The sequence below is a fragment of the Streptomyces sp. 150FB genome, assembly GCF_000818195.1.
Classification (GTDB): Bacteria; Actinomycetota; Actinomycetes; order Streptomycetales; family Streptomycetaceae; genus Streptomyces.
In genome coordinates this window covers 532,860-547,002 of the sequence record NZ_JTHL01000001.1, presented here as the reverse complement: position 1 = coordinate 547,002, position 14,143 = coordinate 532,860, and the positions used below count along the sequence as shown (strand labels likewise).

Here is a 14,143-nt window from a genome sequence, read left to right as displayed (position 1 = left end):
GTACTCGCCGCGCACCCGCCGCACCTGCTCCGCGTCCTCCGTGACCCGCCGGTAGTCGGGCCAGTCGGCCTGCTCCCGCTCTCCGGACGGCCCGTCGCTCCGCACGTCGTGCAGATAGTGCGCGCGGTGCTCGTCGTACGTGAAGAACGGCTCGTGCGGGTCGAAGCACTCGATCTGGAGGAACCAGCCGTCCTCGGCGGCGTTCGTGCCGAGGAACTCCAGGCCGGCGTCGACGGTCAGCGTCTGCGAGTGCAGGTCCTCGGTCGCCATGTACTGCCGGTTGATCCAGTCCTGCCGCCGCCCGGCGTCCGGCCGCCAGCTCAGGGTGGGCGGCAGCTCCGGATCCGCCACCTGGCCCTTCCACTTGTCGCCCTCCTGGCCCCGGAAGAACTCGTACGAGTCGTAGCGGTTGTGGTAGGTGGCGCCGCCGTCCTCCCAGTAGTGCTGGTGGTCGGTGACGAGGTGCGTGTACACCCCGGCCCGCGACAGGATCTCCGGCACGGAGTCGTCGAAGGGCTCCAGCGGGCCCCACGACCGGTGCAGGAAGTTGTGCCGGCCCGTGTGGATCTCGCGCCGCGCCGGCATGCACGGCATGCTGCCCGCGTACGCGTTGTCGAAGACGGCCGTCGTCCTGCTCAGCCGTTCGAAGTGGGGCGCGTGGATGCCCTCCGCGCCGTAGGGCGGCAGGAAGCGCCGGTTGAGGGTGTCGAACATGACCATGATGGCGCGCACGCGGGGCTCCTTCGCCGGATCAGGCGGACGGGGAAGGGGACGGAGCCGGAGCGGCGGACGGGACCGGGGCCGGGGGGATCACCCGGGCGGCGTCCAGCGTCACCAGCATCTCCTCCAGCCAGGTGATCCAGTTGTCGATCTCCGACATGCCACGGATGTGCGACAGTTCGAGCAGCAGACGCGCCCGGTCCGTGTCGACCTCGGCGATGGCACCGGTGAACTGCGGGGTGCGGTCGCGGCTGCGGTGTCTGACGACCTGCTCCTTGCGCGCGGCCAGTTCCGTCTCCAGCAGCGCCCGCAGCCCCACGGGGTCCACGATTCCGCCGAAGACGAAGCGCACCAGGAAGTCGGGATCCTGGAAGCGGGCCGGCGGGGCGTACGGCGAGCGCGCCCACTCCAGCAGTTCGGCGCGGCCCTGCTCGGTCAGCGTGTAGACCTTCGCGTCCGGCCGCTTCTCCCTCGGGTCGACGGTGTGGCTGATCCAGCCGCTCGTCTCCATCCGCGCCAGCAGCCGGTAGATCTGGCTCTGGTCGGCGTTGGAGCGGAAGAACTTCCCTCCCTCCGACAGCCACTTCTTCAAGTCGTAGCCGCTCCACGGCCGTTGGGCGAAGAGCCCCAGCAGGATGTGCTCGAACTTGACCATCACATGGCCCCTCTCTCGTCGGGGGTGCGCCGAGCTATAGGATTAGTCATCTATTGGCATGCCGCATCCTAGTCACCGGCCACGGGCGAGGAGCACTTCACAGAGGGAGATCACGGATGACAGGGCATCCTTGCTGCACCCCTTCGGCCGGACACCCGGCCCCCGCGCCGCCCGGGGCCCCCGCCGGGCTGCTCCTCGCGGCCGGGACCCATCGCGTCCCGCAGGCGCGGATCCCGGCGGGCCGGTTCCTGATGGGCGACTCCTTCGACGAAGGCCGCCCGGCCGACGGGGAGTTGCCCGTACACCCGGTGTGTCTCGACAGCTTCTCCATCGACACCACCCCGGTCACCAACAACGACTTCGGCGCCTTCGCCGAGGCGACCGGCTACCGCACCGAGGCCGAACGCGCCGGCCACTCGGCGGTCTTCGCCCTCACCCTGCGGGCCGAACCGCGGGACGTCCTCGCCGTCTTCCCCGAGGCGCCGTGGTGGGCCGACGTACGCGGGGCGCACTGGCGCCGCCCGTACGGCCCGCTCAGCTCCCTCGAAGGCCTCGGCTCCCACCCGGTCGTCCATGTCACCCGCACCGACGCCGAGGCCTACTGCGCCTGGGCGGGGCGCAGGCTCCCCACCGAGGCCGAATGGGAGTACGCGGCCAGGGGCGGGGCCGCTTCGCTGCGCTACCCCTGGGGCGACGAACTGACCCCCGGCGGCCGGCACCACTGCAACATCTGGCAGGGCGACTTCCCCACCCTGAACACCGCTGAGGACGGCTGGGTCGCCACCTCCCCGGTCGGTACCTTCCCGCCGGGCGGCCACGGCCTGTACGACACGGCGGGCAACGTCTGGGAGTGGTGCGCCGACTGGTTCGACCCGGGCTACTACGCGCGCTCGCCTGAGGACGACCCTAGGGGCCCCGAGCCGACCGGTCTCGCGGTGATCCGGGGCGGCTCGTACCTGTGCCACGACTCGTACTGCAACCGCTACCGCACCGCGGCCCGCGCCTCGAACACCCCGCACTCGTCGGCGGCGAACTGCGGTTTCCGTACGGTCGGCGCGCGGGAGACCGGGTCCGCGTGACACGGGCGCGGCCGCCGGGCACGTCAGAGGCGCCCGGTGGCCGGCCGCGTACGGGGCGAGAAGAGCCCTCGCGCGCCGGGCGTTCAGCCGGCGGAGACGAGCCGGCCGAGTTCCCCGGCGATCCGGTCGCCACTCGGGATCAGCGCGGCCGCCAGCTCCGGGGCCGCCGGGATACGGGAGTCGGGCACCCCGATCCGCACCGGACGCCCGCGCAGCACGCCCGCCTCGGCGACGCGCGCGATCACCTCGGCGCCGAATCCCCCGGTCGTGTTCGCCTCGTGCACCACGGCGAGCCGCCCGCCCGTACGCTCCACCGACTCGATCACCGCATCGGTGTCGAACGGGTTGAGCCAGGGCGTCTCGATGACGGTCACCGGCGTCGAGCCGGCGGCCAGCCGGTCGGCCGCCTCCAGCACCCGGTGCGTGATGGCGCCCCAGGTGACCACCGTCGCGGCCTCGCCCGTACGCCGGACATGGCTGCCGCCTACCGGCGCCGGCGGGCGGCCCGTGACGATCTCCTGCTTCTCGCCGAAGTACAGCGTGCGGTTGTCGATGACCACCACCGGGTCGTCGCAGTGCACGGCGGAGACAATGATGTCGTAGGCGTCCTGCGGGTTGGAGGGCATCGCCACCCGCAGACCGGGGACGTGCAGGAACAGCGCCTCCAGATTCTGCGAGTGCTGCGCGCAGGAGCCGGGGGAGTCGCCCTGCTGGGTACGGACGACCAGCGGCGCCTTCAGGCGGCCCTCGGAGACGTACCGCACGTTGGCCGCCTGGTTGACCATCTGGTCCATGGCCACCAGGAAGAAGTCGGCCCACATGATCTCGACGATCGGGCGCCTTCCCATCATCGCGGCGCCGACCGCCGAGCCGAGGATCGCCGACTCGCTGATCGGTGTGTCGAAGACGCGGTCGCCGAACTCCTTCCACAGCCCGCGCGTCACGCCGTGCACCCCGCCGGGCTTGGCGAGGTCCTCGCCGTACAGCAGGGTCTCCGGGACCTCGGCGAGCACCCGGCGCAGCGCCGCGTTCACCGCCCCGGAGTAGTTGACCTTGATCGTGTCCTCAGGCATACAGGTGCTCCCTCACACGGGCGGTGTCGACGGGCGGGTCGGCGAGCGCCGCCTGCGCGGCCTCCTCGACCTCGGCGCGCGCGCTCGACTCCGCCCGTTCGATCTCCTCCGCCGGCACACCGGCGGCCGTCAGTTCGCGTACCGCCCTGCCGATCGGCTCGTTGGCCTCGTCGGCGGCGATGTCCTCACGGCTGCGGTAGTGCTGCACGTCCCCGACGTAGTGGCCGACCAGCCGGGTGGTGGTCAGCTCGACGAACGCCGGGCCGCCGCCCTCCCTGGCCGCCTCGGCCAGGTCGCCGACCGTCTCGCGTACACGCTCGGGGTCGGTGCCGTCGATGCGTACGGAGGTCATGCCCAGTGCCTTCGGACGGTCGGTCAGCGTCGGGTTGCGCACCGTCTCGCTGATCTGTGTCATCTCCGACCAGCGGTTGTTCTCGCACAGGAAGAGCACGGGGAGCCGGTAGGCGGCGGCGAAGTTCATCGCCTCGTGCACCGAGCCCTGGTTCATCGCGCCGTCGCCGAAGACGGTGACGGCGATCCGGCCCGTTCCGTCGAAACGGCCGGCGAGCGCGGCGCCCACGGCGATCGGCGCGCCCGCGCCGACGATCGAGTTCTCGCCGTGGAAGCCGTACTCCGGCGCGCTGAAGTGCGCTGAGCCGCCCCGGCCGCCGTTGACACCGGTCGCGCGGCCGAGCAGCTCAGCCATCAGCGGGCGCAGCGGGGTGCCGCGCGCGATGGCCCAGCCGTGTCCGCGGTAGGTGGAGTACAGGGCGTCCGTGCCGTCGAGCGCGTCGCACGCCCCGACAGGACCGGCCTCCTGTCCTGTGCACAGATGGACCGATCCACGGATGTCGCCCGAGCCGCACAGGGCCTGGGCCTTGTCCTCGAACGCGCGGATCCGCCACATCGCGCGCAGGTCCGCCATGAGCCGTTCGCGATTCACGCTTCCCCCTCTCTGCCGGGTGGTCATTCGCATGGGGGCACCCGAATGTAGTCAATCGATTGTTGTCACTGTAGGCGAGCCCGGGATGTGGAGCAAGGAACGTGTCATTGTCCAGGGCTGGGCGGGTGACTTCGAGAGCTGAATGGGTTGCCGAAGTGTGTTTCCGGGCTTAGGTTAGACAAACGATTGATCAGATTGGTCAGCCACCGTGAGAGGGGGACGATGAGTCCGCAGCGTTTCGAGATGCTTGTCGGTCTGTACGGCGACCACGCCATGGCCGCGATTCTGTCCGAGGAGGAACTCATCGGATCATGGCTGCGCGTCGAGGCGGCTCTCGCCACGGCGCAGGGTGAGGCCGGAGTGATCGACCAGGACACGGCGGCGGCCATCGTCCGCGCGTCGGTGCCGGAGAACATCGACCCCGGGCGCCTCTGGCTCGAGACCCGCAATGTGGGCTACCCGATCCTGCCGCTCGTACGGCAGCTCGACGAGGCGCTCCCCGAGGAGCACCGCGGCAGGGTCCACTACGGCGCGACCACCCAGGACATCATGGACTCGGGGCTCGCCCTCCAGCTCGAAGCGGCCGGAGGCCGCCTCGCCGAGCTGCTCACGGGCTTCGGCGAAGCGGTGGCCGCGCTCGCCACCGTCCATGCCGACACGGTGATCGCCGGACGTACGCACGCGCTCCAGGCCGTGCCCACGACGTTCGGCGCGAAGATGGCGGGCTACCTCGGCGAACTGGCCAGGAACCGGGCCAGGCTCGCCACCGCCCGCGACGCGCTCGCCACCGTCTCGCTGTTCGGCGCCGGCGGCACCTCGGCGGCGTACGGCGAACAGGCGGTGAAGGTACGCCGCCGCGTCGCCGAGCTGCTGGAGCTGCGTACGACCGATGTGCCCTGGCACGTGGCCCGCGACCGGGTCGCCGAGTTCGGCTCCGTGTGCGCCCTGCTCACCGCCACCTGCGCGCGGTTCGCCAGGGAGATCGTCGATCTGTCCAGGACCGAGATCGCCGAGGTGTCCGAGGCCGGGGGCCACCTGCGCGGCGCCTCCTCGACGATGCCGCAGAAGGCCAACCCCATCGAGTCGGAGGCGGTCATCGGCATGGCGGCCACCGCCGGCGCGCTGAGCTCGGCGCTCTACCGGATCATGGAGGCGGGCCATGAGCGGGCGGCCGGCGAGTGGCAGGCCGAATGGCAGGTCCTGCCGCAGCTCGCCGACCTGGCGGCCGGCGCGCTGGCCACGGCCCGCTCCGTCGCCGAGGGCCTCCAGGTCTTCCCCGAGGCGATGCGGCGCAACCTCGACGCAGACTCGGGGCTCGTGATGGCGGAGGCGTACATGATCGGCCTCGCCGGTCGGCTCGGGCGCGAACACGCGCACGACCTGGTGTACGAGGCGGCGCGCCGCTGCCGGGCGACCGGCGAGGGGCTGCGCGCCGTACTGCGCGACATGCTGCCGCCCGAGGCGGCGGACGCGGTGGGCGAACTGACTCCCGAGCACTACGTGGGCAACCCGCGCACCACGGTGGACGCGGCGCTCTCGGAGTGGCGGGCCCAGGGGTGAACCAGGGCTGAGCGGTACGCCCCGGCAGACAGCGGCCGGCGGGCAACGGGCCCGCGGTCCGAGGGACAAGGGAAGGGACATCGTCCGATGGGACGCTTCGAAGGGCGGACAGCCGTCGTCACGGGCGCGGGCGGCGGCATCGGCCACGCGTGCGCCACGCTGCTCGCCGCAGAGGGCGCGCGCGTCGCGCTGATGGACATCTCGGCGGCGGGCGCGGGGCGCACGGCCGAGGAGATCACGGCGGCCGGCGGCCGGGCCGAGGCGTACGTCGTGGACGTGACCGACCCCGGGGCCGTGGACGACGCGCTGCGCAGGGCCGAGGACGATCTCGGCCCCCTCACGCTCGCGGTCGGCGCGCACGGCATCGTACGCAACCACCGGTTCCTCGACCTGCCCGTCGAGGACTGGGACGCCACGCTGGCGGTGAACCTCAAGGGCATGTTCCTCCTGCTCCAGGGCGCGGCGCGGCGGGCCGTGGAACACGGCGGCGGCGCGATGGTCGCCGTCTCCTCGGTGGCGGGCCGCGGCCCCCGGGCCACCTGCGCCGACTACGCCGCCAGCAAGGCGGGCACGATCAGCCTGGTCCGCTCGGCGGCACTGGCACTGGCCGAGCACGACATCAGGGTCAACGCGGTCTGTCCCGGCGTCGTGGACACCGAGATGACCCGGGCGATCCACCGGCAGAAGGCCGAGATCAGCGGCATCACCCCGGAGGAGTCCTTCGCCGAGCAGGCGGCGAAGATCCCCCTCGGACGGATCGAGAGCCCCGAGGAGATCGCGGGCGTCGTCGCGTTCCTGCTCTCGGCGGACGCCTCCTACATCACCGGGCAGGCGCTGAACGTCTGCGGCGGCCTGGAGATGAACTAGTCGGCCCAGCCTGCCCCTTGGAACGACGCCCCCGGAACGACGCCCCCCCCGGAACGACGCCCCCCCCGGAACGTCGCCCCCCGGAACGTCGTCCGGCCGGTCCGGTCGGGGGCCGGCCGGACGGCCGCGAGACACCCGGCACCACCAACGGCGGCAAGGGCCGCGAGGGAGAACACACGCACATGCTGCACGCCGTATGGCACTTCAGCTTCACCGTCTCCGACCTGGACCGGACGGTGGACTTCTACACCCGGCTGCTGGGCTTCGAGCTGATCCACACACAGGAGCAGAGCAACGAGTACACCAGCCGTCTCGTCGGCTACCCGGACGCCCACCTGCGGATCGCCCAGCTCGCCGTGCCCGGAAGGCCCCCCGGCCTCTCGACGCACGACCTGGAGCTGGTGCAGTACATCAACCCCAGGGGCACCCGGCAGGACCCGGGGATCGCCAACCCCGGCGCCGCCCACCTGGCGCTCGCCGTGGACGACATCCACGCGCTGCACGAGCGGCTCACCGCCGCCGGGGTGCGCTTCTTCTCGCCGCCCAACGCCATCACGGCCGGCGTCAACGAGGGTGGCTGGACCTGCTACTTCGAGGACCCGGACCGTATCGTCCTGGAGCTGGTGCAGCCCCCGGCCCACCGGTTCGCCGGATGACGGCGTAACAGCGAACGCATACCCCGCGCCACCCCGGAAAGGACCCGCCCCCATGCTCGACGTCTTCGCCCCCATCGCCGCCGCCTGCGACACCGCCATCGCCCCGGAACACCGGCTGCCCGTGGCGATCGTCGGCGCCGGCGCCATCGTCGACGTGGCGCACCTGCCCGCCTACCGCGCCGCCGGACTCGACATCCGGGGCCTCTTCGACCTCGACGCCGACCGGGCGCGGGAGGTGGCGGGACGGCACGGCGTACCGACGGTGTACGCGTCGCTCGACGAACTCCTCGCCGATCCCGGCGTACGGGTCGTCGACATCGCCGTGGCCCCCGCCGCCCAGCCCGACATCGCCCGCCGCGCCCTGGAGGCGGGGAAGCACCTCGTCTGCCAGAAGCCGTTCGTCCCCGACGAGGCCACCGGCGAGGAGATCATCGCGCTCGCCGACCGGCTCGGCCTGAAGATCGTCGTCAACCAGCAGCTCCGCTACGACGAGGGCATCGCCGCCGCGCGCGCCATGGCCGGGGCGGGCTGGCTCGGCGAGGTCACCGCCATGACCTTCACCGTGAACATCACCACCGACTGGACGCCCTGGCCCTGGCTGGTACGGAGCGACCGGCTGGAGATCATGTACCACTCGATCCACTACCTGGACGCCGTACGGTCCGTGCTCGGCGACCCCGAGCACGTCTTCTGCGCCGCGGGACGCACCCCCGGTCAGGTGGCGGCGGGGGAGACCCGGACCATCAGCACCCTGGTCTTCCCGGGCAACGCCAGGGCCCTGGTGCACGCGACGCACGAGAACCGCACGGGTGACCCGGAGGCGAGCTTCAGGATCGACGGCTCGGAGGGGTCCGTACGGGGCACCCTGGGCCTGCTGTACGACTACCCGCACGGCCGCCCCGACACGCTGGAGGTCAACAGCCGCGCGCTGCCCACCGACGGCTGGCTGCCCTACCCCGTCACCCGGCGCTGGATCCCCGACGCCTTCGCCGGCCCCGTCGGCTCGCTGCTGCGGGCCGTGGCGGGCGGGGGAGAGCCGTACCCGTCGGCCCGCGACAACCTCGGTACGATCCGGCTCGTCGACCGTCTCTACGCCTCCATGGACTCGGGGCGCAGCGTGCCCGTGGAATGATGACGGGGATGACACCCAAACCAGCCCCGGACGACAACCGGGCCACCCCCGGCAAGGTCCTGCCCGGCAGCCCGATGTCCGGCAAGGTCACGCTCAGCGATGTGGCGCTGCTCGCCGGCGTGGACCGTTCCGTGGTCTCCCGGGTGATCAACGACGATCCCAAGCTGAGCATCCGTCCCGCCACCAGGCAGCGGGTGCTGGAGACGATCGACAAGCTGGGCTACCGCCCCAACGCGGCGGCGCGCAGCCTGCGTACGGCCCGTTCGTACATGCTCGGGCTCTTCATCCCCGACTTCGCCAACCCCGTCTACGCCGAGATCATCAAGGGCGCCGAGACCGAGGCGGGCAAGCTCGGGTACGCGCTGATGACGGCGAGTTCCGAGGGCGTACGGCAGGGCGTCGACCACTACATGGACCTGTTCGGGCAGGGGCGGGTCGACGGTCTGCTCTTCGCGGGCGAGGAGACGGGCCGTGAGCTGGAGCAGTTGCGTTCGCTGCGGCTGCCCTGGGTGCTGGTCAACCGCCGGGTGCCGGGCTCCGACCGCTATGTCGTGCTGGACGACGGGCACGCCAGCAAGCTCGCCGTGGACCATCTGGTGGCCCTCGGACACCGCCGTATCGCGCATATCGCGGGACCGGAGACGGCGGACACCGCGCGGCGGCGCAGGACCGGGTACACGGCGGCGATGACGGCCGCCGGTCTCCCGGTGGACCCCCGGCTCATCGTGCACGCCGACTACACCCCGGCGGGCGGGCACGCGGCGATGACCGAACTGCTGGCCGCCGACGAGCGGCCGACCGCGGTGTTCGTGGCCAACGTGGCGTCCGCCGTAGGGGTGTTGCACGCGCTGTACGCGGCGGGCGTGTCCGTGCCCCGGGACATCTCCGTCATCGCCGTGCACGACATGGCGCTGGCCGGACACCTGGTGCCGGCGCTGACGACGGTGCGGATGCCGCTGGGCGAGCTGGGGGCGCGGGCGGTACGGCTGATCGCGACACGCGGTCCCGCCGACACCATCACCGAGGTCGTCATGGAGCCGGTTGAGGTCGTCGTACGGGAGTCCACGGCGCCCCCGGCGCCCGGCACGGGTTCCTGAGGCTGAGTCCGGCCGGTACGGACCGCAGGGGCCACAGGGGTCTCAGGCGCTTCCGCGCGGGCTGAGCCCCGACACGATCAGGCCGAGCAGGCGGTCCGCCTCGGCGGCCGGGTCCGCGTGGTGCTCCGTGGCCAGGACGATGCCTGCGACCAGGGTGAGCAGGTCGGCGGTGGTCACGCCGGGCGTCAGGGCACCGGCCCGCGCCGCCTGTCGCAGCAGCGGGTCGCCCGCCTCGGTGAGCTTGGCCGAGCAGGCGTTCACATGCTCCTCGTCGTAGCCGCCGCCGTCCTGGACCAGGGCGGAGGCCATCCCGCGCGCCGAGGCGGCGTACGCGGTCAGCGAGCCCAGCCACTCCAGCAGCGCGGCCCGCGCGTCGTCAGCCCCGGCCAGCTCGCGGGCGCGAGCACTCAGAACCTCGATCCGGTCCTGGAAGACGGCCTCCAGCAGCGCGCGCCGGCTGGGGAAGTGCCGGCGCACCGTGGCCGAACCGACCCCCGCCGTACGGGCGATCTGCTCCAGGGAGGCGTCGGCGCCGTGCGCGGCGACCTCCTCCTCGGCGATGGCGAGGATGCGTACGTAGTTGCGCCGGGCGTCCGCACGCTGGGCGGGCATGGCGTCCTCCGGGGTTGTTAAGTGGCGGGGCCCTCCGTATCGTACCGAAGAGCTAAGCGGCGGGGGCCGCCACTTAGCTGGCCACATCACCGAGCCCGCATCACCGAGTACACGCCACCGAGGAGAGCCATGCCCACAGATCCCGCACCCGTCCTGGTCACCGGAGCGACCGGTCAGCAGGGCGGCGCCGCCGCTCGCGCCCTGCTCGGAGCGGGCGTTCCGGTACGGGCGCTGGTACGCGACCCGGCCACCGAGCGGGCCAGGGCCGTGGCAGCGCTCGGCGCCGACCTGGTCACCGGCGACCTCTACGACCGCGACTCCGTACGGAGGGCCGCCGAGGGGGCCCGTGCCGTCTTCTCCGTACAGATGCCCGACATGAACGACCTCCAGGGCGACTCCGAGTGGGTGCAGGGGCGGAACCTGGTCGACGCGGCGCGGGACGCCGGGGTGGCGCAGTTCGTGCACACCTCCGTCTCCGGCGCCGGTCAGCACCGCGCGGTGCCCGGCTGGGCCGAGGGCCGCTGGGCGTCCATGGAGCACTACTTGGAGACCAAGACCGCGATCCAGGACCGGGTCCGCGAGGCGGGCTTCCGGTACTGGACGCTGCTCAAGCCGGGCTTCTTCATGGAGAACTTCCTCCCCCCGTCCTTTCTGCTCCCGCGCGGCGTCGAGGGTGGCCTGGTGACGGTACTCAAGCCCGCCACCGAGCTGTCTCTCGTCGCGGTCGCCGACATCGGCGCGGCAGCCGCGGCGGCCTTCGCCGACCCCGAACGCTTCCACGAGGTCGAGTTGGAACTCGCGAGCGAGCGCATGCCGATGACCCAGGTCGCCAAGGTGCTCTCGGGCGCTCTGGGCACCGAACTGACGGCCCCGTCCATGACAGGGGACGAGGCGGTCGCCGCGGGCATGCCGGAGTTCGGCCGCCTGCACGACTGGCAGAACCAGGTCGGCCACCCCGCCCGCCCCGCGTTCGCCGAGGCGCTCGGCATCCCGCTCACCAGCTTCGCGCGCTGGGCCGACAGCCACCTGCGACCGGCCGCCTGAGCCGGGCGCCGCACCCGTCGCAGAGCCTTCGCAGAAGGTCCACCGATCGCGTCCGGGCTGCCGGGCCGCCGGGCCGCCGCCGGACCCGGGCCGTCGTGTTACGCGGTGTCGTCCCCGGCCGCCGGGGTGCTGTCCAGCGGGTGGCCGGCCAGCGCGGTCACCGTGATCCGTGCGTACGGCTGGACCGGCAGGCTCGTCAGCGCCTCGTGCAGGGCGTCCGCGTCCGGCACCGACCAGATACCGACGTTGGCGAGCCGGCCGGGGAGCCGCCAGATCCGTCGCAGTGTGCCCGCGTCTCGCAGCGCGGCGCCCCGCTCCCGCTCGCGGGCCAGCAGCGCGGCGCGAGCGGTCTCCGGCATGTCCGGGGGCAGTTCGGTCACGATCTCGACCAGGAACTCCATCGGTCGGTCAACTCCCTTGTCTGCTCAGCCGAGTTCGGCGAGCTTCCGGTGGGCCAGGGCGATCGCCTCGTCCGGCTTCGCCGTGCCCGCCACGAGCGAGGCGACCATGCTGTCGAGGATCACCGAGATCCGGGGCCAGCGCGGATCGCGCGGCAGGGCGCGGGTGTTCTCGTGCGCCTCCTCGAACAGCGCGTAGTACGGGGCGAGTCGCGCGACCGCCGGGTCGGCCCAGGAGTCGCGCCGGGTCGCCGTACCGCCCTCCTCGGCCGTGACGCGGTCCATGGCGGCCGTGGTCAGGTCGCGCAGCACCGCGTACGCGTCGTCCGGCCGTGTGGAGCCGGCGGCGACCGCCAGGACCCAGTAGCTGTTGAGCGCGACCCGGCCGCCGCCCGGCACGTCGGCCCGGGGCACCGGCGCGCAGCGCACCCGGCCGTGGATGGGGGAGTCCTCGGGGGCGGAGAGCGCGGCGAAGCCGCTCCAGTTCACCATCATGGCGGCCTCGCCGGCCGCGAAGTGCACACCGCTGGCCACACTGTCCCACTCCGCCGCCGCCGGATCGACGACGCGGTGGGTGTGCCACAGGTCGTACAGGAAGCGCGCCGAGTCGAGTGCCTCGGCGGAGTCCAGCGACAACCGGCCCTCGCTGTCGGTGAGTTCGGCGCCACGGCTCCAGAGCTGGGTGAGGAAGTCGTACACCGTGTTGTGTTCGTCGGGGTAGCCGGCCACGATCGTGCCGTGGAGCCCGTCCCCGGGGCGGGTGAACCAGCGCGCCTGGTCGGTGTACTGCTCCCAGGTGTCCGGCGCCGCCAGCGGATAGCCGAAGCGCTCGGCGAAGCCCGCGCGCTCGGCGGGGTCGTCGTACAGGTCTGACCGGTACAGCAGCATCTCGGGGCCCACGTGGTAGGGCACGCCGTACGTACGCCCGTCGGGGCCGCGCTGGAGGTCGCGCAGCGCCGGATGCCAGACGTCCGGCCATCCGTCCGGCGGTGTGCCGTCGAAGTAGTCGTCCAGCGGGAGCACCTTGCCCTCGGCGATGAGGGCCGGCAGCCAGTCGGTCACCACCAGCAGCAGGTCGGCCTCGCCCGAGACCGCCGCGTCACCGGCGACGACCCGCTCCTGAAGGTCGAGGATGTCGGGGAGCCGGTGGACCGCGCGCCGGGACGCCTGCGCGAGCTGACGGCTCAGCGCGCGGTCGAAGCCGTCGAAGGAGCGGCCGAGCAGCAGCAGAGGCCTTTCCGGTGCGGACATGGTGCTCCTTCAAATCAAAGGAATAAGCGGACAGGTAGGTCAGTAGATCAAACGATTGTCTGACGATTATGGCTCGGGTCGGGTCAGGGGGTCAATGGTAGGTGTCGCGTGCGCGATCAACCGATAGGCAATCGATTGACCCCCGGCCCTCAGTCCCGGGTCGCCGCTTCCGCCAGCCTCTCGCGCTGCCGCCGCAGATGGGTACGCATCCGCGCCGCCGCCGTCTCCTCGTCGTGCTCCCGTACGGCCTGGAGAATCCGCTCGTGCTCCGTGCAGGTCTCGCCGGCCCACCTCTCGTGCGGCGGGAGCCGGTAGCGGTGGGTGTGCGCGTACAGGCTCTGGAGCGCCGACCGCAGGAACGCGTTGTCGCTGAGGAGCGCGATCCGGTCGTGGAACACGGAGTTGTGACGCAGATGGAGGAGCAGCGCCGCCCGGTCCCCGGTGCCCTCCGCCGCCGCCCGCATCCCGGCCACCGCTTCGGTGAGCCGGAGCAGATCGGCCTCGGTCGCCCGGGTGGCCGCGTGCGCGGCGGCCGTCGGTTCGAGGAGCAGCCGTACGCCGAAAAGATCGTCAAGTCCGCTGCGGCCCAACGGCGTTGCGGCTGTGTATCCGGCGAGTGAACGCCTGACGACCAGCCCCTCGCTCTCCAGTCGGACGAGCGCCTCCCGCAGCGGGGTGGGTGAGATGCCCAACTCCCCCGCGAGAGCATGGATGTTCATCTTGGATCCCGGCTCTATGCCGTGGTCCATGAGCCGTTGGCGGATGATGTCGTAAGCCGTGTCCGCGAGTGCCGGCCGTCGGGGCGAGCCTGCCATCGTGCCGCTCCTGTTTTCTTCGCCGATCGTATATTTTCCGTCGCCTCGGCGGGTCCGCGTTCGCTGTCCGTCGTGTCGCGCCATCGTGCGCCGTCAGTGTGATCCCATGGCCCGCGATCTGACCAGTACCCCTTCCGGACCGGCCATGTGACGTCCTTTCGGACACTCTCGGACGGCGTCCCCGTCTCGATCGGGTAAAGGTCGTTGGGGCGCTTGACTGTGTGGGGATGGTGGTTAGTCT

The 14,143-nt window shown here is 72.1% G+C and carries 15 protein-coding genes; 7 read left to right on the top strand and 8 right to left on the bottom strand.

Annotated elements, in window-relative coordinates:
* Positions 1-732, bottom strand: a 732-nt coding sequence (locus QR77_RS02250; RefSeq protein WP_150130535.1) for a sulfatase-like hydrolase/transferase, incomplete at its 3' end; no start/stop codon positions are given.
* 19 nt (positions 733-751) lie between these two features.
* Positions 752-1,375: a helix-turn-helix transcriptional regulator gene (locus tag QR77_RS02245; RefSeq protein ID WP_052488468.1), complete on the bottom strand. Its 624-nt coding sequence runs from the start codon at positions 1,373-1,375 to the stop codon at positions 752-754.
* 116 nt (positions 1,376-1,491) lie between these two features.
* Here QR77_RS02245 and QR77_RS02240 point away from each other — a divergent pair, with 116 nt between their 5' ends.
* Positions 1,492-2,454: a formylglycine-generating enzyme family protein gene (locus tag QR77_RS02240; protein ID WP_078876444.1), complete on the top strand. Its 963-nt coding sequence runs from the start codon at positions 1,492-1,494 to the stop codon at positions 2,452-2,454.
* Between the two features lie 83 nt (positions 2,455-2,537).
* Here QR77_RS02240 and QR77_RS47690 read toward each other — a convergent pair whose 3' ends face one another.
* Together QR77_RS47690 and QR77_RS47685 are read right to left on the bottom strand one after the other, a co-directional pair.
* Positions 2,538-3,527, bottom strand: coding sequence for a transketolase C-terminal domain-containing protein (locus tag QR77_RS47690; protein ID WP_040019403.1), 990 nt, complete (start codon positions 3,525-3,527; stop codon positions 2,538-2,540).
* Positions 3,520-4,470: a thiamine pyrophosphate-dependent dehydrogenase E1 component subunit alpha gene (locus QR77_RS47685; protein WP_236710504.1), complete on the bottom strand. Its 951-nt coding sequence runs from the start codon at positions 4,468-4,470 to the stop codon at positions 3,520-3,522. Before QR77_RS47685 ends, QR77_RS47690 begins: the two co-directional genes overlap by 8 nt.
* 222 nt (positions 4,471-4,692) lie before the next feature.
* Here QR77_RS47685 and QR77_RS02225 point away from each other — a divergent pair, with 222 nt between their 5' ends.
* The 5 genes from QR77_RS02225 to QR77_RS02205 all read left to right on the top strand — a co-directional run bounded on the left by QR77_RS02225 (position 4,693) and on the right by QR77_RS02205 (position 9,782).
* Positions 4,693-6,030, top strand: coding sequence for an adenylosuccinate lyase family protein (locus QR77_RS02225; protein WP_040019400.1), 1,338 nt, complete (start codon positions 4,693-4,695; stop codon positions 6,028-6,030).
* An 87-nt stretch (positions 6,031-6,117) separates the two neighbouring features.
* Positions 6,118-6,897: an SDR family NAD(P)-dependent oxidoreductase gene (locus tag QR77_RS02220; RefSeq protein ID WP_040019399.1), complete on the top strand. Its 780-nt coding sequence runs from the start codon at positions 6,118-6,120 to the stop codon at positions 6,895-6,897.
* Between the two features lie 182 nt (positions 6,898-7,079).
* A complete protein-coding gene (locus QR77_RS02215) occupies positions 7,080-7,553 on the top strand; it encodes a VOC family protein (RefSeq protein WP_052488467.1) in 474 nt (157 codons plus the stop codon).
* Positions 7,554-7,605: 52 nt separating this feature from the next.
* On the top strand, positions 7,606-8,685 hold the full coding sequence (locus QR77_RS02210; protein WP_052488466.1) for a Gfo/Idh/MocA family oxidoreductase: 1,080 nt from the start codon (positions 7,606-7,608) through the stop codon (positions 8,683-8,685).
* Positions 8,686-8,693: 8 nt separating this feature from the next.
* Positions 8,694-9,782 carry a LacI family DNA-binding transcriptional regulator gene (locus tag QR77_RS02205; protein ID WP_052488465.1) on the top strand — a complete coding sequence of 363 codons (1,089 nt, stop codon included), beginning with the start codon at positions 8,694-8,696 and terminating at the stop codon, positions 9,780-9,782.
* Positions 9,783-9,824: 42 nt separating this feature from the next.
* Here QR77_RS02205 and QR77_RS02200 read toward each other — a convergent pair whose 3' ends face one another.
* On the bottom strand, positions 9,825-10,394 hold the full coding sequence (locus tag QR77_RS02200) for a TetR/AcrR family transcriptional regulator (RefSeq protein WP_040019397.1): 570 nt from the start codon (positions 10,392-10,394) through the stop codon (positions 9,825-9,827).
* Positions 10,395-10,523: 129 nt separating this feature from the next.
* On the opposite strand from QR77_RS02200, the gene QR77_RS02195 reads away from it, so the two are divergent.
* Complete coding sequence (locus QR77_RS02195) at positions 10,524-11,438, top strand: NmrA family NAD(P)-binding protein (RefSeq protein WP_040019396.1); 915 nt, start codon at positions 10,524-10,526, stop codon at positions 11,436-11,438.
* Positions 11,439-11,536: 98 nt separating this feature from the next.
* Here QR77_RS02195 and QR77_RS02190 read toward each other — a convergent pair whose 3' ends face one another.
* The 3 genes from QR77_RS02190 to QR77_RS02180 form a co-directional block, all read right to left on the bottom strand.
* Positions 11,537-11,839 (bottom strand): muconolactone Delta-isomerase family protein, encoded by a 303-nt coding sequence (locus QR77_RS02190; RefSeq protein WP_040019395.1) that lies wholly within the window; start codon positions 11,837-11,839, stop codon positions 11,537-11,539.
* A gap of 24 nt (positions 11,840-11,863) precedes the next feature.
* Entirely contained in the window at positions 11,864-13,087 is a 1,224-nt protein-coding gene (locus QR77_RS02185; RefSeq protein WP_052488464.1) for an extracellular solute-binding protein, read from the bottom strand.
* A 149-nt stretch (positions 13,088-13,236) separates the two neighbouring features.
* Positions 13,237-13,902: a GntR family transcriptional regulator gene (locus tag QR77_RS02180; RefSeq protein ID WP_052488463.1), complete on the bottom strand. Its 666-nt coding sequence runs from the start codon at positions 13,900-13,902 to the stop codon at positions 13,237-13,239.
* Between the last annotated feature and the right edge of the window lie 241 nt (positions 13,903-14,143).